At 46.1% G+C, this 21,432-nt stretch carries 18 protein-coding genes; 1 reads left to right on the forward strand and 17 read right to left on the reverse strand.

Annotated elements, in window-relative coordinates; translation table 11 throughout:
- Positions 1–172: 172 nt before the first annotated feature.
- From DWW60_RS07385 to DWW60_RS07455, 16 genes are all read right to left on the reverse strand, one after another.
- Positions 173–1,192, reverse strand: a complete 1,020-nt coding sequence (locus tag DWW60_RS07385; protein ID WP_117874830.1) for a S66 family peptidase — start codon at positions 1,190–1,192, stop codon at positions 173–175.
- Between the two features lie 90 nt (positions 1,193–1,282).
- Positions 1,283–1,591 carry an AzlD domain-containing protein gene (locus DWW60_RS07390; protein WP_117874832.1) on the reverse strand — a complete coding sequence of 103 codons (309 nt, stop codon included), beginning with the start codon at positions 1,589–1,591 and terminating at the stop codon, positions 1,283–1,285.
- On the reverse strand, positions 1,591–2,295 hold the full coding sequence (locus tag DWW60_RS07395; protein ID WP_117874835.1) for an AzlC family ABC transporter permease: 705 nt from the start codon (positions 2,293–2,295) through the stop codon (positions 1,591–1,593). Before DWW60_RS07395 ends, DWW60_RS07390 begins: the two co-directional genes overlap by 1 nt.
- A gap of 32 nt (positions 2,296–2,327) precedes the next feature.
- Positions 2,328–4,448: a transglutaminase-like domain-containing protein gene (locus DWW60_RS07400; protein WP_117874836.1), complete on the reverse strand. Its 2,121-nt coding sequence runs from the start codon at positions 4,446–4,448 to the stop codon at positions 2,328–2,330.
- 39 nt (positions 4,449–4,487) lie between these two features.
- Complete coding sequence (locus DWW60_RS07405) at positions 4,488–5,579, reverse strand: DUF58 domain-containing protein (protein WP_015534030.1); 1,092 nt, start codon at positions 5,577–5,579, stop codon at positions 4,488–4,490.
- A gap of 36 nt (positions 5,580–5,615) precedes the next feature.
- Positions 5,616–6,575, reverse strand: coding sequence for an AAA family ATPase (locus DWW60_RS07410; RefSeq protein ID WP_015534031.1), 960 nt, complete (start codon positions 6,573–6,575; stop codon positions 5,616–5,618).
- Positions 6,576–6,649: 74 nt separating this feature from the next.
- Positions 6,650–7,450: a tetratricopeptide repeat protein gene (locus tag DWW60_RS07415; protein ID WP_015534032.1), complete on the reverse strand. Its 801-nt coding sequence runs from the start codon at positions 7,448–7,450 to the stop codon at positions 6,650–6,652.
- Positions 7,451–7,491: 41 nt separating this feature from the next.
- Positions 7,492–8,481 carry a 2-hydroxyacid dehydrogenase gene (locus DWW60_RS07420; protein ID WP_117874838.1) on the reverse strand — a complete coding sequence of 330 codons (990 nt, stop codon included), beginning with the start codon at positions 8,479–8,481 and terminating at the stop codon, positions 7,492–7,494.
- A gap of 106 nt (positions 8,482–8,587) precedes the next feature.
- Positions 8,588–10,123, reverse strand: coding sequence for a HAMP domain-containing sensor histidine kinase (locus DWW60_RS07425; protein WP_117874840.1), 1,536 nt, complete (start codon positions 10,121–10,123; stop codon positions 8,588–8,590).
- A gap of 1 nt (position 10,124) precedes the next feature.
- Positions 10,125–10,835: a response regulator transcription factor gene (locus DWW60_RS07430; protein ID WP_015534035.1), complete on the reverse strand. Its 711-nt coding sequence runs from the start codon at positions 10,833–10,835 to the stop codon at positions 10,125–10,127.
- Between the two features lie 255 nt (positions 10,836–11,090).
- On the reverse strand, positions 11,091–12,590 hold the full coding sequence (locus DWW60_RS07435) for a TrkH family potassium uptake protein (protein WP_117874842.1): 1,500 nt from the start codon (positions 12,588–12,590) through the stop codon (positions 11,091–11,093).
- A 23-nt stretch (positions 12,591–12,613) separates the two neighbouring features.
- Positions 12,614–14,017, reverse strand: coding sequence for a Trk system potassium transporter TrkA (gene trkA / locus DWW60_RS07440; RefSeq protein WP_055147099.1), 1,404 nt, complete (start codon positions 14,015–14,017; stop codon positions 12,614–12,616).
- Positions 14,018–14,111: 94 nt separating this feature from the next.
- A complete protein-coding gene (locus DWW60_RS13785) occupies positions 14,112–14,246 on the reverse strand; it encodes a hypothetical protein (RefSeq protein WP_015534037.1) in 135 nt (44 codons plus the stop codon).
- A gap of 39 nt (positions 14,247–14,285) precedes the next feature.
- Positions 14,286–15,053, reverse strand: a complete 768-nt coding sequence (locus tag DWW60_RS07445) for a hypothetical protein (RefSeq protein WP_015534038.1) — start codon at positions 15,051–15,053, stop codon at positions 14,286–14,288.
- Positions 15,037–16,542, reverse strand: a complete 1,506-nt coding sequence (locus DWW60_RS07450; protein WP_015534039.1) for an AAA family ATPase — start codon at positions 16,540–16,542, stop codon at positions 15,037–15,039. The genes DWW60_RS07445 and DWW60_RS07450 overlap by 17 nt, the downstream gene beginning before the upstream one ends.
- Positions 16,543–16,643: 101 nt before the next feature.
- Positions 16,644–17,522, reverse strand: a complete 879-nt coding sequence (locus tag DWW60_RS07455; RefSeq protein WP_015534040.1) for an AraC family transcriptional regulator — start codon at positions 17,520–17,522, stop codon at positions 16,644–16,646.
- 195 nt (positions 17,523–17,717) lie between these two features.
- Here DWW60_RS07455 and DWW60_RS07460 point away from each other — a divergent pair, with 195 nt between their 5' ends.
- Entirely contained in the window at positions 17,718–19,022 is a 1,305-nt protein-coding gene (locus DWW60_RS07460; RefSeq protein ID WP_117874844.1) for an MATE family efflux transporter, read from the forward strand.
- 61 nt (positions 19,023–19,083) lie between these two features.
- Here the strand turns inward: DWW60_RS07460 and feoB are convergent, their stop codons facing one another.
- Positions 19,084–21,420, reverse strand: a complete 2,337-nt coding sequence (gene feoB, locus DWW60_RS07465; RefSeq protein ID WP_117874846.1) for a ferrous iron transport protein B — start codon at positions 21,418–21,420, stop codon at positions 19,084–19,086.
- Positions 21,421–21,432: the final 12 nt, after the last annotated feature.

Below are 21,432 nucleotides of genomic sequence, written 5' to 3' on the forward strand. Positions count from 1 at the left end.
GCATCCACCACACTACTCTTTCCGTCTATGCCTTTGTCTTATCTGCCACCTAGTGTAGCACGATATATTTTTTTTCACAATAGTATTTTTTATTTTTTTGCCTTTATTTTTTCAACCATTTTCAGCCTTTTTCAGCCTTTTTCAGCCAATCAAACAGCCAACAGACTTCTCTCTACCTCATTTCCATGGAAAGACTCATATCCTGGCCGTCCACCATAAGAGTTCCCATGCTGCCGCATACCACAGGCATCATCGGTGACAGATGTCCGAGATCCACATCCATCACGACAGGCACATTGTATTTTCCTATGATCCCCAGCACAGCCTGATACTGGTCAAGGCCCATCATCTCCTGTCCAAACTGCAGCGGTCTGCCGATCATAAAGCCCTTACAGTATCTGAACCATCCGCCGTTGTCCATCTGCCACATGGCTCGTCTTATGGACATGACGTTCAGATCACAGGACTCGAGGAACCAGATAAATCCATCATCCTTATATCTCTCAAGGAATTCGCCAACATGGTCAAACTTTGTTCCTATAAGGTTCACCAGACAGTCCATGCAGCCGCCTATCATTCGCCCGCTCACCTGGAACTTCTCAGGATAGCCCTTTATCACTCTTGGCTCTGTGATGTTGTATGGCAAGAATGGATGTTCCTCATCCCTGAGGGATTCCTTCTCCCATCCGTCATATCCGGCAAATGACAGTTTCTGTCCCTGAAGGACCGCCATAGCATCCGCAACTGATCGGTGCCACGGCTCTTGTCCAAATGCCGCCGCACACGGACCATATATGGACGCCGTATCGCACAATGTCGTGAGCAGGAATGTGAGATTTGTGTTGTCCGAATATCCCATAAACCACTTCGGATCTGCTGCCCTCAGTCTGTCAAAATCAACATAGTTAAGTATCTCGCACATGAGCTCTCCGCCGCCGCAGGATATGAGTGCATCGTTCTTCTCCGATGTGTAATAGTCATTTATCTCCTGACCGCACAGCTCCGGCTTGTTGCTGATTCCTATGCCATCACCAATATAACAGTTGGGCCCGATCTGTATACCAAAACCCATATTCCTGAAGTTCTCCTGCGCTCTGCCAAATGCAGTCTTATACGGCTCTGTATCACAGCCAAATGATGGCGCAACGAAACCTATAGCATCGCCCTTTTTTATAAATTTCGGAAATCTCATATATCATACACAGGTATTTCCTGCTTACCTCCTTCTTATCGTTTTATCATATTCAGCCATCCGGTCCAAATCTCCAGACATCATAAATTTCTACATCAGTTTTAATATCCACTCAACCACGAACACCGTCACACACGCCGCAGCAGCCACAACTATAAGTCCCTTCTGCTTTATTCCAAGTATGAGTGCAACCGCAAATCCACACACAGCGCTTATGACACTCTCCGTACTGTATAGTATAGACGGAAGTGTCAGCGCCGTGAGACATGAATACGGTACATAATAGAGGAATGAATTGACGAATCTGTTCTCTATCTTCTTGCGGAACGCCACCAGCGGCACCATTCTTATGAGGTAGGTGACGACCGCCATGGTTATTATATATATGTATATATTCATCACTGCACCTCCTCTTTCTCAGCTCCCACAGGGAAGAATATAGCTCCGATCACAGACGCTGCCACAGTGCTTATGATTATGGCGATTCCCGTCGATATGAATTTGAATATCGGAACGTAATACAGCACGCATGATATGACTGCCGCCACAAGCGCAACTATGGCAACCGGTCTCGATTTCTTAGCGACCGGCATGACTATGGCAACGAACATTCCGTAGAGTGCCAAGCTTAATGCGCTGCTGATGGACTTCGGAAGGATCCCGGATGCCACCGCACCGAACAGCGTTCCGCCCGTCCAGCCGACTATCGGAAGGAGCTGAAGTCCTATCATATACCCAAATGTCAATTTCTTCACATGGCCCATCGCCACCGCAAATATCTCGTCAGTATTTGCAAATGCTATTACGAGTCTCTCCTTGATTCCAACTGCCTCCCCAAGCTTCTGTGAAAGTGACAGGCTCATGAGAGAATATCTCAGATTGATTATGAACTGGGTGAGTATCATCTCAACCAGCGTTCCCCCTGCAAGGATAATCTTGAGTCCTGCAAACTGTCCCGCACTGGTTACATTTGTCAGGCTTATGATGACCGCCTGAAAACTTGTGAGTCCGCCCTTTACCGCCAGCAGACCAAAACTAAAACTTACTGCGAAATACCCCAGTGCTATCGGTATTCCATCCTTTAACCCTTTTCTAAATTCCATCTTAAATACTACTTCTTTCGTGACAAATTATGTTATCTCTTCCTTCTGCGTCCTCCGCAGTCGTAACACTTTACATACTTCCACACAAATCTGTCCTTGAACCCAAGGCCAAGATATGTGTATGCCCTTACCTTTGTATACAGCTTTCTGGCAGCCGCGATCTGCCTGTCATCCGGCTCAACGCGTCCGTATACAGCAGCCTGAACCCATTTTATAAACTCTGTGAACTCATCGCCCTTTATAAAGCTGCACGACTCCGTGACAGTGTCGGCATACTCCGTGTCGTTCTCACTGACGTTCTCTATGGCACCAGAAAACACCATCATATCATACATCGCCGTGGACATCTCGTATATAGCTGATATCCTGTTTCTTCCCACAAGCCTGCGTCTCCTGCGCGCAACTATCGTCCTTCTTCTGAAGATGACTGCGCCCCACAATATCAGTATCACGGCAAGCACAACAACGACTGTTCTGAACACTCTGTTCTGTACAAGCTCCGACAGACCATCCCCGGCATCCCCTGGTGATCCCGACTGCGCATCTCCACTGCCATCATTCGGGACATCGACCTGATTACCATTTTCTCCTGTGCCATTTGAAGAATCACCATCCGTCTCCGTAGTGACTTCTGTATTCTCTGACATCTGGGTTGTCGAATCAGTTGTCGCCTCCGTTGTTACATCCGGACTTGAAGTCTCCTCAGAAGTCTCCGGCTCCTCTGTATCATCCGATGAATTGTCCGCAGTATTATCACCGCTGTAATCCGGTTCCTTCGGTATCCCCAAAGTATCCGCCCTGTCTCCAAGCGGTGTGGCATCCACGATCACCCAGTCACCGGCATCCTCACTGTACGCTTCAATCCACGCATGACTGTATTTATCCAGAACCACCGCACGGTATGTTCCATCCGACTGCTTTATCCACGCAGACGACGGCACCACATAACCTGTATTATACACGGTGGAGATTCCCAGTATCCTGAAGCCCACCGCCGCCGCAGAAGCAAAGTGAACACAATATCCCTCATGAACGTCATACATCGCACTGTTGACCGGATCCTCACCCTCGGTAAATTTCTTTGGTGCTGTGGTATATGACATATGCTGTCTTATATATGTCACCAATTTGTCCATGACCTCATTGGAAAACTTCTTATCTGGCGCATATCCCTGTATCTCTGATTCGTATCTTGCAAATGTATCCTTATCATAATACACCATGACCTCATCATCAGGGCTGTGTCCATCCGCCCTTCCGTGCCACGACCCATTCTCATATGTAACATAGCTTCTCGACTTGACGTAGAGATTTCCCTGAGGCTTATCCTCCCTGATTATCTCATCCACAACTTCATCACCGGGATTGACCTCAGAATCATCCACCTTATAGTAACCTGAATATCCTTTGTTACTTTCCCCCGACAGAAAATATTCCATATTGTCCACCATGTCGAGCAGTTTCCCTTGTTCCTTCACACCTCTGTCGTATACGCTGTCATATACAAGAAGGGTGACAACAAGGCACGCGGCAAATACCGTCACAGGAACTGCAATGTTCCACACCACCGACAGCGGCTGTCCCATTCTCATGAGAACATATCTAGCCACGATAAGTGACAATACAGTAAGCACTACTCCGGGTGCACTCACAGGTACACTGAGTGTTGCGCCAGCAAGCATAACCAAAAATGCAAGTCCGATAGCTATCATCAGACTGTTACACCTGTATATCATATAAGTGGCAAAGAACATTGACACCGCCACTATAAAAAGCACAAATTCCGTCACAGCACTCACGCTGACATAGTCAAGATCTATGAGTCCTGTCTTTATCCCATAAACCTTTTTCAGATCATATGCTATGCTGTATACCATGCCCTTTCCTCCGGCATAGAGCAGCTTTCTTCTGGCAAGCCCCCAACCCAGCAACACAGTAACCGGAACCACAATATCCAGTATCCTCTGTTCTTTTCTCAAAATGTACCACAGAGAATAAACCAGTGCTATCACCAGACTTCCTATGATATACGCACCCACAAGATTGGTGGAGTCCATATATTTATTTATATCCGAGCTGTATGCGATATCGCCCACAAGGTATGTCATACCAAGCGACAACGCCCATACAGCCAGTCCCAAAACAACTCTCAATTCCACACCTCTGTAATTCTATGATGATGCCTGGAGAATCTACACCGTGATATAGGATTTTGCAAGATCCTCCTTTATGGTTTCAAATCCCACCTGAAAACTTTCATCTCCACACTCTATATTGCCATTCATGTCTATGTCGATGAAGCTTGTGAAATCCTCACCTCTGTATCTCTCTCTGTACATTCCTATCACATCGTAGCTGTCATTTGTCCTGGCATCCACATACGACAACCTTGCAGCGGCATCGTACACATCCTCCTCACGGACTATGCGGTATCTCGTTATGGACATCTCCTCCGGATCATACCACGCTATAAAGTGAGGGACTTTAACATCTATCAGTGAAAAGCTCACCGATACCATGGATTCCAGCGCAACAGACATTGCCTGTCCATAGTGACGGCAGTTTCTTCCATCGAGATCCATACAGATGATGACCGGACACGACAATGCCTTTGATGTATCCCTGACCATTATCTCATCCTGTCTGGCCGACAACTTCCAGTGGATACGGGTCATCCTGTCTCCAGGTCTGTACTCTCTCACCTGATACACCTCGGTCGAGTCATCGCTTCTCACATCCGAATAATATACATCACTGTCCGTCACAAAATCTCTTGTGTTCTTCGTGACCTCCACCGGAACGAGATAGCACTGAGGCAATACGTAAATGTACGCCGTTCCACCAACCTTTTTCCTGATTGAGAAAATATGGAAAGCATCATATATCCTGACGCCCGATGCCTTTATCTCGTATCTTCCGCTGACATCCAGCTTCATCTTTCCCACGCACTTTCCATACCTGTCATCTATCTGTTCAAATGTACTCTTCTTCTTTTTCTTCATACCCGGAGCAAGAACACTGAACACCGCTGCCACATGGGGTACCTGACCACCGGTGGCAGATACCGCAAGTTCCGGACAAAATGTACTGTTCTTCTCAACCACAGGTATATTCATCTGCATCTTAACACTGGTTCTTATGTATCGCACGATCAGCCCGGCTATAAGACTCAGCATGACAGCAGTCATGATCACCGCTGCGAAAAAGTATGATTTTTCTTTATTGATTATTCCTATATATACACATGCCCCTATCAGGACAATATACAATATTCCTCGTCTCATACGACATCCTACCACTACACGCTTCCAAATCTCATGCTACTTTTTCGCCGAACTTCTTCGTCTAACCGACGGTTTGTACACCCTCTCCATTATGTCCTTGAGCACAGCCTCCTGTGTTATGTGGTTCACCCTTGCCTTGGCACTTAAGACTATCCTGTGTCTTATGACGTCCGTCCACACCATCTGCACATCCTCAGGTATGACAAAATCTCTCCCGCTTATATATGCCCAGCTCTTCGCCATCTTGGTGAGGGCTATCGTTCCTCTTGGACTCACTCCTAGCTCAAGGCTTGGATTCTCTCTGGTTCCAACAACAAGCTGGCCTATATAAGAATACACGTCATCGCTGACCTTGACATGCTTTACTTCCTCCCTGATAAGCCGTAGCTCAGACGCACCTATTACAGGCTGTACATCCTGAAAGCCATCAGCGGAGGTTCTTCCCTTAACTATATCCAGCTCGCTCTCTATGGATGGATATCCCAGCTTAAGGCACACCATAAATCTGTCGAGCTGGGAATCAGGAAGAAGCTGTGTTCCGGCACTGCCGATAGGGTTCTCCGTGGCAATTACTATAAATGGATCCGGAACCTGATATGTCACTCCATCCACAGTCACATGTCCCTCCTCCATAACCTCGAGAAGTGCCGACTGTGTCTTTGGAGATGTTCTGTTTATCTCATCTGCGAGGAACAGATTGCACATAACAGCACCCGGTCTGTACACAAACTGATTTGTCGCCTTATCGTACATCGTAAATCCCGTTATATCTCCCGGAAGGACATCCGGTGTAAACTGGACTCTCTTGTTCTGGAGCCCCATTGCATTTGCAAATGCAAGAGCCATCGTCGTCTTGCCGACTCCCGGTACATCGTCCATGAGAATGTTACCGCCTGCGATTATCGCCGCCATTATCTTGGCAATACACACGTCCTTGCCTATGACGACCTTCTTCACCTCATCTATAACGTCCATTACCTTGTCATTATAATTCATCTCGTTCTCCCATCCTTCAGATTATCTGTCTACATACGCAACAGGGAGGAAGCTCTTCCACTTCCTCCCTGTTATCATTGCTGCTGAAGCTTCGCCTTTACCGTCTCTATATTATTCATTATAACTCTGTATGTATCATTGTCCCCATAGACACTGTAGAGTTCTTCTGCCGCAAGCTGATAAAATTTGAGTGCCTGCTGGTAGTCCTCCTGTCTGTACCACACCTCTGCAACAGCAGACAGCGCAGCACTGTAGTGATATCCTCTGACACCCTTGAGCTGATATCTGCGCACCGCCTCCGTCAGCTTGTCCTGAGCTTCCTTGAGCCGACCTGCCCTGAGAAGGCTCTCGCCAAGATTGGCATATGTGGCAACAATCTCCGTACCGGCATTCTCATGTCTTTCTATGATGCTGAGCGCGTGCTCCAGTGCATCAACAGCCTTGTCGTAATCGCCAAGCTCCTGATAAATGAGCGCCACGTTGTTATAATAACCCGCCAGCAATATATCATATGGACCGAGCTGCTCCGAATATATGTCATACACCTTCCTGCAATAGGACAGGGCTTCCAACAGGTTACCTGCAGCCCTGTTCTCATTTGCAATATTCATGAGAGCGGTTCCATATGGAACTGTATCTTCAATCCCCATCTTATGAGCGAGCCTCATGACCTGCCTGCAAAAATACAGTGCCTTGTCGTGTTCTCCCGTGGTGCGGTGAAAACCGATAAGCTCATTGTATATCGCAAGCATGGAATCAGTATCCTTTTCATATTCAGCATCGCTGAGTGCCTGGGTAAGGTATCTCTCCACCTCCGGCAGTCTGTTCTCTGCGAACAGCTTATCAAGCCCGCTAAAAACCTCATTTATATTCATATAGTCAACCTCAATTTCTCTCACAATATCCTGTCATCACATCATAACACAATATTCGATTCATTTACAGACCCATTAAGGAAATCCATGGCATTGTCCAGAGTGGTCCTGCTTATCGCCTCCAGTGCCTCCTCTGTAAGGAATCCCTGATGAGACGTCACTATCACATTTGGAAATGATAACAGTCTCGCAGTGATCGAGGACTCCAGTATGTCATCCTCCCTGTTCTCAAATACATTTGGAGTCTCCTCCTCGTATACATCCAGCCCGATTCCGAAGAATTTTCTGCTTCTGATCCCAGCTATGAGATCGTCGGTCTTGATGAGTGCACCTCTGGAGGTATTCACCAGGATCACGTGATCCTTCATCATGCCAATGGTCTCTTCATTTATCATATGGTAGGTCTCGTCGGTCAGCGGACAGTGAAGCGATATAAGATCAGATCCCGCCAGAAGCTCAGGGAGCTCCACATATCTGACAAAATCAAGGTCCGGATTCTTATACATATCGTAAGCGATCACATCCATTCCAAATCCATGACATATCCTCGCCATGGCAGCCCCGATCTTACCGGTTCCGACGATACCGGCTGTCTTGCCGTAGAAGTTCATGCCTGTAAGTCCGACCAGACTGAAGTTGTTCTCCCTCACCTTTATATAGCTCTTGTGCAGTCTCCTGTTCACCGCCATGGCAAGTGCCATCGCATGCTCCGCCACAGCCTCAGGCGAATAGCCCGGAACCCTCATCACAGTTATACCGCATTTTTTTGCCGCATCCATATCCACGTTGTTGAAGCCCGCGCATCTCATCAGTATAAGCTTCACGCCCGCATCACTCATCGCATTCACAACGGGTGCACTCACATCCGAGCTGACAAATGCACATATGGCGTCATACCCCTTTGCAAGTCTTGCGGTCTTCACCGACAGATCTGTGTCCACATAATCTATGGTCAGCTTGTCGTACTGATCTTTTATCGCATCGAACGACTCCATGTCATAACGCTTTGTATCATAAAATAATATATTCATATCTGTTCCTCCTGTTTTTTCCTCTATCGGTATAATGTGTAGCATTGCTTTTTTCTATGTACAAAAACGGAGATTCTCTGAACTGTGTACAGAGGATCTCCGTTTATTATTTGCGTGACAGTATAGCTGTAAGTCCCTGAGTCGGAACATGTGAGTCATCGTTATCCAACATGTTAGGCAGTATGAGTGTCGCCTCATACACCTTGCCCTTTCTGCAGGTCGTAAATGATCCATTCATCTCCTCAGCCATCTTCTGACATGTCAAAGTACCTATATGTGTGCTCTCAGCCTTGCTGCTTTCCGGATTTATATAATTTCTGAAATAAATTCTTACCTTTCTCCGATCTATATATACCCTTATATCTATGCTTTTTGATTTGTCCGAATACTTTCTGATGTTGGTAAATACATTGTCGGTTATCCTCTTCATACCCTGAAGATCAACGTAAATTTCGGCTTTCTTGTCCGAGATATCAATGTCGAACTGATATCCATTCTCGCCCAGGAGCACAACATACTCTCCAAGCATCTGGTCAAGGAACGGCCCCGCCGGGAACATCTCCATGTTGAGATCCTCACCGCCCTTTGAATATACATAGAAGTATCTGAACATCTTGTCCGACATCGTCCTGAGCTGCTCCGCCTTCTCAGCACTTATCCTTATGTATTCGTCAAGCTCCTCCTGGGATGAATACTCCTTGTTCTGCATGAGCTCCAGATATCCCGCCATGACTGTGAGCGGAGTTCTTATATCATGGGCCATGGCTGTGACCAGATCACTGTTCGCCTGCCATGCCTCACGCTCCCTGCTGAGCTGCTCAATAATGGTCTGCCTCATGGTGTCTACATTCTCCGCCAGCATACAAATCTCATCCTGACCGTGTATTGTTATCGGCCCATTGATATCCACATCCTTGATATCCATGACCTCATTTGTGAGGCGTCTCATTCTGCCTATCTCTCTTCCGAAATAGACTATTATCACACCGATGAACAGGATACAGCATATGACAAATATCGCTATCTCTCCGACATCCTTGATCGTATCATCCGAATAGTCAACTATGCAGACATCAAACACTCCATCCTTGAATAGCACAGGATAGAAATCGTAGTCAAATTCATTGAGGTCTCCTCGCAGCATGCTGGAATTGCCGTAGTAAGCTCCCTCATCCGCGGTCACCGCATCGGATTTCTTCTGGGATTCGCTGCTCGAGGATGCCTTCCTCTTGATCTTTCTGATATTTCCATAGTTGTCCTGTAACAGAATGATTATCTCACCAGTCTCCGAATTCGTTATGACATATTTGTATGCGCCCTTCTTCTCTATCATCCAGTCAGAGTCGAATACTATATCATTGTTGTTATAAATCAGTATGTACACATTGTCGTGCTGCTCCTGCCATGCCCTGAGTGCCTGCGTATCCGTAGCCTTTATGGAATGGCTGGTCACATATGAAGCAAAGCTCTGGATCTGTCTGGCGGATCTCTTCTGTGTATTCGTGTCACTCATGTATACATTTTTCATGTAGCTGTTCAGTGCAAATGTTCCTGCAAAAAAAGCCGATATGGACAATATTAGCCCAAGCAGTATGATCACAAACAGCTTTACCCTGAGTGTCCGCTTAAATGGCATCTTCATATCAGTCTACCTGATATCCCTTTCCATATATGGTCCTAATGATCTCAGGCTGCGCTGAGTTGTCCTCTATCTTCTGTCTGAGTCTGAGTATGTGTACCATGACCGTATTGGAAGATGAAGGAAGATACTTCTCCTGCCATATATTCTCGTAGAGTGCCTCGAGTGACCATGGCTTTCCTCTGTGCTCCACCAGGAAGAACAGAAGTGCATACTCCTTGTCGGTGAGCTTGATGACCTCACCGTTCTTGATCACAATCCTCTTAAATGAGTCAATATTTATATTGCCGACTGAGATATTCTTTGGATCGGTCTCTGATTTTCCGCGGTACACCTTGTATCTTCTGATAAGAGCATTCACCTTGCGGTTAAACTCGCTCTGGGTGAATGGCTTTGCCAGGAAATCATCGCCACCCACATCGTATGCCTCGTTCTGATCCGGCTCCTTCGTCTTCGCCGTCAAGAAGAGGACTGGGATAGATGAAAACTCTCTGATCTGCTGGCATGCCTCAGTACCTGAAAGCTTTGGCATCATTATGTCCATAACTATGAGATCGATGTCCTTGTCCGCACGCACGGTCTCGACAGCCTCAACTCCATCGGCAGCCTCCACAACATCGTATCCAAGTCTCTTGAGATATATATTGAGCAGCGTTCTGATGTCCTGCTCGTCGTCCACTATAAGTACTTTTACAGATTCTTTTTCGTTCTCCATATCGCATTACTCCTTATCCACACCAAATGTATGTACATTATAACAAATACTCATATCTTTATTCCATTCTAAACTTCTTTGTAAGGAAATTTAAGTCATAAAAAAACGGGAACCCTCACTATGTGAGAAGTCCCCGCCTTTTCTTTATAAAATGATTGGAAGAGCTATAGTTAGGTGTGTCTAACTGTTTCTGAGTATATCCAAATTGCCAGCATATGTCAATAACCTGCCCGCCATTTGTAATGATAACATTTATCAGTTCGCTCTTCTCTCCTGTCTTCTTCGCTTTATGCCTCTCCATGCCCCCATGATCATGTCCCTGTACACGCCAGGATTGAATATGAGCAGCAATGGGAAGAGCTCCAGTCGTCCCGCAAGCATGTCAAACATCAGAACATACTTGGTAAATCCCGTCAGCCCGCCAAAGTTTCTGGTAGGTCCTACCTCGGAAAGACCCGGTCCTATATTGTTGAGACACGATGCCACCGCAGTGAAGTTGGTCACCAGATCCCTGCCCTCAAGGGACACAAGAAATACAGACAGGGTAAATATTCCCATCAGCGTGATGAAGTATACATTTACCGCCCTGACTACCTCGTGCTCCACCGGTTTGCCATCCATGTTTATCTTCTTGATATTCTTCGGATGGAAATACGAACTCAGCTCCTTGACAACGGTCTTGAACATTATCACGAGTCTCGACACCTTCATACCGCCACCGGTGCTTCCCGCACAAGCTCCGACAAACATCAGGATGACCAGCACCGTCTTACAGGTCTGTGACCACTGGTCAAAATCCGCCGATGCATAACCCGTCGTGGTGATGATCGATGCCACCTGGAAGGCCGCATGTCTTATAGCATCTCCGATATTTGCCATAGTCTGCATCAGGCTCAGAGTTATTATCGTTATTGCACCGAGTATTATCAGCAGATATGTCCTGACCTCCTCCATGGAAAGTGCCTTTCGGATGTTCCTGAACAGCACAAAATAATAAAAGTTGAAATTCACACCAAACAATATCATGAACACAGTTACAACCCACTGTATATATGGTGAGAAGCTTCCAAAGCTGTCGTTCTTTATTCCAAAACCGCCTGTTCCGGCTGTTCCAAATGCCGTACACAGAGCATCGAACAATGACATATGTCCAAACATAAGGAAAATGACCTCCAGAACCGTCATTCCGAAGTAGATAACATACAATATCCTGGCAGTGTGCTTGAGTCTTGGAACAAGCTTTCCAACGGATGGCCCCGGGCTCTCCGCCTTCATCAGGTTCATATTTGAACCGGACGCACTGTTCATCGGAATGATGGCAAGCAGGAACACCAGAACTCCCATACCGCCTATCCAGTGGGTAAAGCATCTCCACAGCATCATGCCATGTGACATACTCTCCACATCGCTCAGTATGCTGGCTCCCGTTGTGGTGAATCCCGATATGGTCTCAAACAGTGCATTTGTGAATGAAGGGATCTCCCCTGAAATGACAAATGGCATGCAGCCAAATATACTGAGCAGTATCCAACTGAATGCCGTGGCTACACATCCCTCTTTGAGATATATGGTCTGATTTGCCGGTTTTCTAAGTGTCATAAGCGTTCCTATCACAAGACATGATATTATGACTATAAGGAACGCAAATATTTCATGTTCCTGATATATGAGAGATGTCAGGCATGGAATGATCATGAGCAGACCCTCAAGTCTTATGATCTGGCCAAGTATAAATACTATCATGGAATTATTCATAATCTTCTCCTAATCAAACTGCCTTAAGCAAGTATATCTCTTATATCCGTAAATCCTGTCTCAGTGGTGACTATCATGGCCGTATCTCCAACCTGTATAGAATCCTGACCTGTTGGAAGCAGGATCGAACCATTTCGATTTATAAATGCTATGAGGAGGTTCTTCTTGAGATTGAGATCCTTCAGCGGTATATCCGTCACCTCCGACTTCTCATCCACACGGAACTCTATCGCCTCAGCTCTTGAGTCAAACATGTGGTAGAGTGTCTCTATGCTGTTACTGTTGGAATTCTTCTTCGCACGGACATATGCGACTATGGACTCCGCAGTTATACTGCATGGATATACAACACTTCCCAGATCGAGGCTGTTTATGACCTCTCTGAAATTGCTCCTGTTTATCTTGGTTATCGTCTTGGCATTTGAATGTTTGCGGGCGTGGAGAGTCAAAAGTATATTCTCCTCGTCGATTCCTGTCAGGGACACAAATGATTCAGTCTCCGCAAGGCCCTCCTCGTTCAAAGTCTCCTGATCCGTTCCATCACCATTTATGATTATCGCCCTCGGCAGAAGGACTGAAAGCTCCTCACAGCGCTTCTTGTTCTCCTCTATGATCTTGACGGATATTCCCATGTTCACGAGCTGTCCAGCCAAATAATATGCGACATTTCCTCCACCGATTATCATGGTGTTTTTGACTCTCGCAGTCTTGAAGCCTATGTGCTCCATGAATTTTCTGGACATAGGCCGTGTTCCCACACATGACATGATGTCACCGGCCTTGAGGACAAAATCACCGGAAGGGATATAGAACTCCCCGGCTCTCTCAACTGCCGCTATAAGTATATTTATCGGCTTCTGTTTATTTGCAAGATCCTTACCGAGATCAGCTATGCTCTTGTTGTCCAGCACGTTCTTCTCCGGGATCTTTATCCTGGTCATCTCCGCCTGTCCGTGTGCAAATGAATTTATCTCAAGAGCCGTTGGCAGATACAGTACCCTCGACACCTCGATTGCAGTCTCAAGCTCAGGGTTTATGATCATGGTAAGTCCAAGCTTCTCCCTGAGATAGCTTGCCTCCTTGCTGTAATCCGGGTCTCTGAGTCTCGCTATGGTCGCGCAGTCTCCGACCTGCTTGGCTATGGTACAACACAGGATGTTGAGCTCATCCGACGACGTGACTGCAGCTATCAAATCTGCGTTCTGTATTCCCGCCTCAAGCTGCACGCTGTGATTTGCTCCGTTTCCAACTATTCCCATAACATCATACTGATTTGCGTATGTTGCGACCTTCTGGGGATCCTTGTCTATGATAGTTATATCATGCCCCTCATTTGCAAGCTGCTTGAGTATGGCCACGCCAACCTTTCCACAGCCCACTATTATGATCTTCAATCCCGTCTTCTTGCTTGATCTGCTACCAAACACGGATTTATCCTCCTTGATTACCTTCAATTAACTAAGCCAAGTATAGCATGCTAAATATAAAAATCAACACCTGCCACTTTTCTTTACTGAAACCTTACACGAACAGTCTTATTATGCAGCACACCAGCACAAATATGACAAATGCTATGCCGACTATCATATTTGTTCTCTTGCTGAAACCTTTGGTGGGTTTTCTGTAGATTCCGTCATCTTCTTTGTTCTTCTTCATAGCCTTTTCTGTCTCCTGTTTTATTGTTATGAGTTTATTTTATATGTGATTTTCCGCAATAGCCTTAAGCCTCTTTATGAGCAGATTCACATTTGTGTGCCTCTTCAAAGAATTTTCCCCACTCTTTATGAAATCCCATGACTCCCCATAAGTCATATCTGTAGTCACAGTCTCATTCTCCTCAAAAAAACGCTCCAGCGATCCCGACGTCTCATGCTTCATCGAGAACTCCGCCGCCCTCCGCACCTTGCCGTGCTCATCTGAATTTGCATCCCGATACAGGAAATGATCCAGGTTGCTCGAAAAATAGTATACGGAGTATTTTATCTTTTTACTTCCTATCTTTATTGATGACAGCGAAGTGAGCACATCCAGATTCGCACTCTTGCAGAGATTTCGCTCCTTCACGTGATCCGGATTTGCCGTCACAATGATATCCGGGTAGTATACTGGCTTGTCTTCATTTCCCCCATCAGTCACGACCAGATTGTCATCTATGTACGCACCATCCATATCCACAAAATGAATTATCTCCACAATGTCCTTCGGATACAGGCCCGTCCTCTTTAGCAGAGGACTGACCATTATCTCATCTATAAACCGCTCTATGTTGTCAGGATGTATGCCATTCTTTGAGGTTATATCACCGCCAAAGCTTCCGTCATCCTGCATGAGCATGGCAAATTCCAGAACAATATCAGGATCTATATCCTCAAGAAGCTGTCCAAATGGCACCTCAAGAGCATTCCGGTCCGACACTCCCTCGACAAGGAACAGGAAGATCTTCTTCTTAGGTCGTTTCCCCATGATCCATACCTGCCTTTCTGAATGCCGATACAATCTTGAACCTCTTCGTATTCCTATACAGCTCCTCGTCCTGTTCTCCAACCACGATCTCCCTGAAATAAGTATTTCTGAGATTGTTGCTGCTTCCGATTCCCTTCATACGGATATACCTATTTCTCGGATTTGTCGTGGTGAAATATATATAATCCTTGCTTATGACCTCCAGCGGTCTGAGGTTATGCGATGTAAATATAAACTGCCCCTTGCCAGACTCCTGGAACGTCTGCAGCACCTCTCCCAGAAGATACTCAAACACACCGGCATCCAGCTCATCTATGGCTATCGTGCACGACTGCTCATTGTACGCATCTATTATCAGACTGAGCACCGACACGATCTTGCGGATACCGTCGGACTCGTACCTGAATGGCATGTGCACTCTTCCGTCAGGCGCAGCCTCCTGATTGTGGAACACACTCATGTCCGTCTCATTCCTGCTGGACACTATCTCCACCACATGTCCCATACTGCCATCCTTCATGAGGGCAGGCGACAGCTCGTGAAGATCAACATTAAGTCCCGGAACTATCTGGCTGAGGACTATGTTTATATTCTCAAACTGGCTCTTTATCTCGCTGAAGACTATCTCCGGCATGATGTTCGGCACATCCGTCTTCAGAAGGAATTTACCGCTCTGTGTGTATAGCGGAAGTCCGTAGTTGAGTCTTATATATCCTGTTGATTTCGTGTCTACCACATGAAGATAGAGCTGACTGTAGTACGCCAGCTCCAGTATAACCTGATAAAACTCAGAATATAACCCGCACTCATCGCACACCTTTGCAGTTCCGAGCGAGAAGATAAACGACGCCGACTTTTCCTGCGCCAGTCTTCTCACCACATTCAGCTCATCCACGAACTTTCTGTCATTTGTTATGAAATATTTCTGCTTCGATACAGGCCCGAACGGCATGTCGTCAGTGCATGTGTCAATCACAGGCTGAAGTATCATCTTCCTGCCCTCAAAATCACCTGACATACTCAGTTTCTCACCCGATATGCGGACTCTGTAGCTCGGCTGGCCACTGTTCTGATCCTCTCCTCCGTACTGTCTGAATCCGTTATTTGTCTCATTCTCCACGGCGGACATGAGGAATTCGTACACAACCTTTCGGATGCGTCCGTCCTCGTACTGAAGGTCAAATGTAAACTCCAGTCTGGCCATCTCCTGACCCTTTGCCACACATTCTGCATACACCGCCGGAACCTCAGCTCCAATCATCAGAAGCTTCAGTATGGCAAGCGCCTCTATAAAACTCGTCTTACCCGAGCCGTTCTGTCCATAAAGTCCCAATATATCTGATTCTGTTCCATACGGAACAAACTTCTTTCCACAGGCAAATACTATCTCTCCATGCTCCACACTCTTGAAGTTGTCAAGCACCGCTTTCTGCAGTCTTATCGTGGGAAGCCTATCCCAGTGGTCTTCTCTAAATTGTCTGATTCTCATTCACGGTCTCCTCAGATGCTCTTAATATAACGTCATAAAACTGTATTACCATTATATTGTTATCTCCAATTTCCGTCAACAGCCATCAAGTTTTTCGAATTTTATATTCTGTTTTTTTGATCTTTCACAGCTTTACCATTTCTATATCTTAACGGTGGTTCTCCCACCGCCGCAGAAAATTTCCTGATAAAATAACTTACATTTGGGTAACCTGATTTCATGGCAATCTCGGTAACCGACAGATCTGTGGACTCGAGAAGATGCCTTGCATACTTAAGTCTAACATAGTTCACATACTGTGTGAGCGTCATGTGAAATCTCTCACTGAAGAATCTTGACATGTACTTTTCCGACAGATGAAAATGTTCAGAAAGCTCAGCAAGACTTATGTGCTCATGATAATTATCCTGTATATATATAAGTATCTCCTTTTCCAGTCCACCTGACGCTCTCCCTGTCTTCGCTTCAAGCTGATCGTATTCCACTAAAAGATCTACAACCTGCAACAGTCTGATTCTCACCTGTATCTGTCTGTGTGTTCCAAATTTCCCATTTTCCTCTGACAACTCATCAAGAATAGGTATAAGTTTTTCAAGCAGATTCCGATTCGTCACTTCAGGTCTGAATTCCCGTGTGTGATTCCTAAGAGGAAAAAATATCTCATCCTCCAATTCATCCTTGGTCTGAAATGATATGAATTCCATCGGAAACAGAAATGTAAAATAATCCACCGGTGTTTCCGGGGCGGCCATCATATGCAGCACTCCCGGACTTACTATATATACAGCTCCGTCATCCCCTATAAATTTCTGTCCATCAATCTCAACCATAAGTGGACCTTTCCTTACATATATTATCTCCACCTCATCATGCCAATGAACCGGGATCTGGAATGCATGTGGCCAGTATCTCATATGATACTCACAAAATGGATATTCTCTTGTCCCGTGTGGATGATTTTCCTTTAATTCTGCGTACATTGTTATCCCCTGATATTGATTTATTATATATTGCGTTGCCTTTTATATCATGCAACTTCGTCATATTAACTCATATGTAGAATATGTGCAACTTTTAATTGAAATAGTACAAGATTCATGCGGTATCAATGCGATATTATACAATTTAGTTATAACTCATGATTTTATACCCATCACCAAAGGAGTACTGATTATATGAAGAAATTATCCGCACTTTTTATAACTATATGTTTTGAAACACTTTTCTATATGTTGTCCGGTATGGTTGACACACTCATGCTATCATCAGTTGGGGACTATGCCGTGGGTGCTGTCGGAACCGCCAACAGTTATATCGGAATGTTCATCATCATGTTCTCCATCATATCATCCGGCATGATGACGGTCATGACTCAGAATATCGGCGCAGGCAGACCTGGGATTGCTTATCAGGCACGCCAGCTTGGTCTTATATTCAACTCAGTCATAGGTATGGGAATGTCTATATTCCTGTTCATTTTCTCCGGAAATATTCTTGATCTGATAGGAATAGCCGGAAACCTCAGAGAACCTGCCATGAGCTATCTTGAGATCGTGGGTGGCGGCTGTTTTCTGAATGCTCTGATTCCAATCTTTGCAAGCTACCTAAGGGCATTTGGACACACAAAGCAGCCTCTCATCGCTACCATAATCGGCAACCTTGTAAACTTCGCCTTAAATGCAGTTTTTCTCTTTGCGCTGCATAAAGGGGTGCAGGGTGTCGCTACAGCGACAGTCATATCCAAGGTTATCAACCTTGCAATTGTTATCTTTTTCTCCTGCACCCTTGTAAAAGCAGGGAAAAATCCCGAAAGGCTTTCTAACAGAACTGTCCTTTCACAGATCATCAGAGTCGGACTGCCATCTGCATTCGAATCCGTTCTGTACAATGTCGCCATGATGCTGGTGGTCAAGTTCCTGAACCAGATGGATACTGACGGAATAAATGTCACGGCACGATCCTACGCAACCCAGATAAGCAACTTCTCCTACTGCGTCGGCTCAGCGCTCGCCCAGGCAAATGCCATCATGACAGGATGGCATATCGGTTCCGGCGATATAGATGCATGTAAAAGAGATACCAAAAAGGCCGCCATCATCGGTGTGATCGTGGCGACCTGTCTTGAAACTTTATTTGCAGTCACAGCCCCATGGGCCATGAAACTGTTCACCGACAACCCGGACATGGTACATATTGTCACAAGGCTCCTTGCTATTGACATCATCCTCGAGGTTGGCAGAGTTACAAACCTTGTCTACGGCCAGGCCTTAAAGACCAGCGGAGATGCGGTATTCCCGGCCGTCATAGCAGCTGTCTTTATGTACGTGTGTGCTGTCGGCGGTACATGGATGTTCGGCCTGCACCTTGGGCTCCTTGCAACCGGCGCCTACATAGGCCTTACCTGTGACGAATGTGTGCGCGCAGTTGGTATGGTCCTGCGCTGGCGAAGCGGAAAGTGGACGGAGAAGAAACTGGTGTGATAATACCCTAGTACCAGACATATTCCAGAATGTATCAGACCAGACATACGCCAGGCATTTATCACAGTATTCCCCCTATCATATACACCACAAATGCCGCAAGCCACGCCACAACGCACTGCCAGATCACTACCATGACAGCCCAGCGATGTCCCATCTCTCTCTTGATGGAGGCGATGGCTGCTATACAAGGCGAGTAAAGCAGGCTGAATACGAGCAGCGATGCTGCAGCCCTGGTTGTGATAGCTGCGGTCACTGATCCGTTAAACAATATCTCAAGTGTGGATACCACACTCTCCTTCGCCATGATACCACTTATGAGCGACGTACATATTCTCCAGTCGCCAAGTCCAAGCGGCTTAAATATCGGCACCAAAAGTCCGGCTATCGCAGCAAGTATGCTGTCCTGCGAGTCTTTCACCATATTGAGGTGCATATCAAAGCTCTGAAGGAACCAGATACATATAGTTGCAAGAAATATAACTGTGAACGCCTTCTGAAGAAAGTCCTTTGCCTTCTCCCACAGGAGCTGGCCTACGTTCTTCGCACCCGGAAGTCTGTAATTTGGAAGCTCCATGACAAAAGGAACCGCATTGCCCTTAAACAATGTGCTCCGATAAACCATAGCCACAATTATTCCTATCGCAATTCCAAGGAAATAAAGCCCTGCCATAATAAGGCCGCCCTTTCCAGGGAAGAATGCGCTTACAAAGAACGCATATATAGGAAGCTTAGCTGAACAGCTCATGTATGGAGTGAGCAGAATAGTCATCTTTCGGTCTCTCTCACTCGGGAGTGTCCTGGTTGCCATGACGGCCGGAACCGTACAGCCAAAGCCTATCAGCATCGGAACTATGCTCTTGCCGGAAAGTCCGATCTTCCTTAGCAGCTTATCCATGACAAATGCAACTCTGGCGATATATCCGCTGTCTTCCATGAGCGACAGGAAAAAGAACAGAGTCACTATGATCGGAAGAAAACTGAGCACACTTCCGACACCCGCAAATATTCCATCCATAACAAGGCTCTTGACGACCACATTTACATTTGCTGCGGTGAGAAGCTTTCCCACCTGAACCGTGAGCGCATCTATCCCCATCTCTAATAGTTTCTGCAGACCTGCTCCGATCACGTTAAATGTCAGATAAAACACCGCCAGCATGATACCTATAAAGCATGGGATTGCGGTATACTTACCCGTAAGAATGCGATCTATCTTTTCGCTTCTGATCCTCTCCTTGCTCTCCTTTGGCTTGACTACACAGTTTTCACATACCTTTTCTATGAAATTAAACCTCATATCAGCTATGGCTGCACTCCGGTCAAGTCCTCGCTCTTTTTCCATCTGGATTATCAGATGTTCTATCGTCTCTTTCTCGTTCTCATCAAGTCCAAGCCTGTCAAGTATGAGATGATCTCCCTCTATGATCTTGGTAGCAGCGAATCTAAGCGGCAGATCTGCCGCCTTTACATGATCCTCTATAAGATGCGCCACCGCATGTATACATCTGTGAACAGCTCCGCCAAACTCATTCTCATCACAGAAGTCCTGTCTTCCAGGCTTTTCCTGATACTTGGCTATATGTATGGCGTGTCTTACAAGCTCATCCACACCCTCGTTTTTTGCCGCAGATATAGGCACAACCGGGGTTCCAAGCATTGCCTCCATCCCATTTACATCTATGGAGCCCGAATTGCCTGTGACCTCATCCATCATGTTGAGTGCGACGACAACCGGTATCTCCATCTCAAGAAGCTGCATTGTGAGATACATATTTCGCTCTATATTAGTAGCGTCTACTATATTGATGATAGCCTTTGGGTGATCATCAAGCACAAAGTTTCTGGACACGATCTCCTCGCTGCTATAAGGAGACATCGAATATATTCCAGGCAGATCCGTCACGGAAGTATTCTCCCTGCCCCTTATCGGACCATCTTTTCTGTCGACAGTTACTCCAGGGAAATTGCCTATATGCTGATTTGATCCTGTAAGCTGATTGAACAGAGTCGTCTTTCCACAGTTCTGGTTGCCAACCAAGGCAAATGTAAGTCTTGTTCCTTCTGGAAGCGGATCACCATCCCCTTTGACGTGATATTTTCCTTCCTCGCCAAGTCCTGGATGTTCCTTCTCCTCTATGATCTCAACTCTGGTGTGAGCTCTGGATCTTGTCTCTATCTGCTCTGCATCTATCTGCTCTGCATCAGCCAGTCTGAGTGTAAGTTCATATCCATGGATCTGAAACTCCATAGGATCGCCCATCGGAGCAAGCTTCACAAGGGTGAGCTCCGCACCGGGTATAACACCCATGTCAAGGAAATGCTGTCTTAGCTCTCCTTCACCGCCAACTGCCTTTATTCTGGCACTCTGTCCTACCTTCAAATCTCTCAGTGTCATAATTGATTATCC

The sequence above is a fragment of the Coprococcus sp. AF16-22 genome, assembly GCF_003461545.1.
GTDB classification, from domain to species: domain Bacteria; phylum Bacillota; class Clostridia; order Lachnospirales; family Lachnospiraceae; genus Coprococcus; species Coprococcus aceti.

Bases quoted from the DNA above. Each gene is read 5' to 3' on its own strand.
- DWW60_RS07395 (WP_117874835.1), bottom strand. From the start codon at position 2,295: ATGGAATTTAGAAAAGGGTTAAAGGATGGAATACCGATAGCACTGGGG.
- DWW60_RS07460 (WP_117874844.1), top strand. From the start codon at position 17,718: ATGAAGAAATTATCCGCACTTTTTATAACTATATGTTTTGAAACACTT.
- DWW60_RS13785 (WP_015534037.1), bottom strand. From the start codon at position 14,246: ATGAAGAAGAACAAAGAAGATGACGGAATCTACAGAAAACCCACCAAA.
- DWW60_RS07445 (WP_015534038.1), bottom strand. From the start codon at position 15,053: ATGGGGAAACGACCTAAGAAGAAGATCTTCCTGTTCCTTGTCGAGGGA.
- DWW60_RS07455 (WP_015534040.1), bottom strand. From the start codon at position 17,522: ATGTACGCAGAATTAAAGGAAAATCATCCACACGGGACAAGAGAATAT.
- DWW60_RS07420 (WP_117874838.1), bottom strand. From the start codon at position 8,481: ATGAATATATTATTTTATGATACAAAGCGTTATGACATGGAGTCGTTC.
- DWW60_RS07435 (WP_117874842.1), bottom strand. From the start codon at position 12,590: ATGAATAATTCCATGATAGTATTTATACTTGGCCAGATCATAAGACTT.
- feoB (WP_117874846.1), bottom strand. From the start codon at position 21,420: ATGACACTGAGAGATTTGAAGGTAGGACAGAGTGCCAGAATAAAGGCA.
- DWW60_RS07450 (WP_015534039.1), bottom strand. From the start codon at position 16,542: ATGAGAATCAGACAATTTAGAGAAGACCACTGGGATAGGCTTCCCACG.
- DWW60_RS07385 (WP_117874830.1), bottom strand. From the start codon at position 1,192: ATGAGATTTCCGAAATTTATAAAAAAGGGCGATGCTATAGGTTTCGTT.
- DWW60_RS07415 (WP_015534032.1), bottom strand. From the start codon at position 7,450: ATGAATATAAATGAGGTTTTTAGCGGGCTTGATAAGCTGTTCGCAGAG.
- DWW60_RS07425 (WP_117874840.1), bottom strand. From the start codon at position 10,123: ATGAAGATGCCATTTAAGCGGACACTCAGGGTAAAGCTGTTTGTGATC.
- DWW60_RS07430 (WP_015534035.1), bottom strand. From the start codon at position 10,835: ATGGAGAACGAAAAAGAATCTGTAAAAGTACTTATAGTGGACGACGAG.
- DWW60_RS07390 (WP_117874832.1), bottom strand. From the start codon at position 1,591: ATGAATATATACATATATATAATAACCATGGCGGTCGTCACCTACCTC.
- DWW60_RS07410 (WP_015534031.1), bottom strand. From the start codon at position 6,575: ATGAATTATAATGACAAGGTAATGGACGTTATAGATGAGGTGAAGAAG.
- DWW60_RS07405 (WP_015534030.1), bottom strand. From the start codon at position 5,579: ATGAGACGAGGAATATTGTATATTGTCCTGATAGGGGCATGTGTATAT.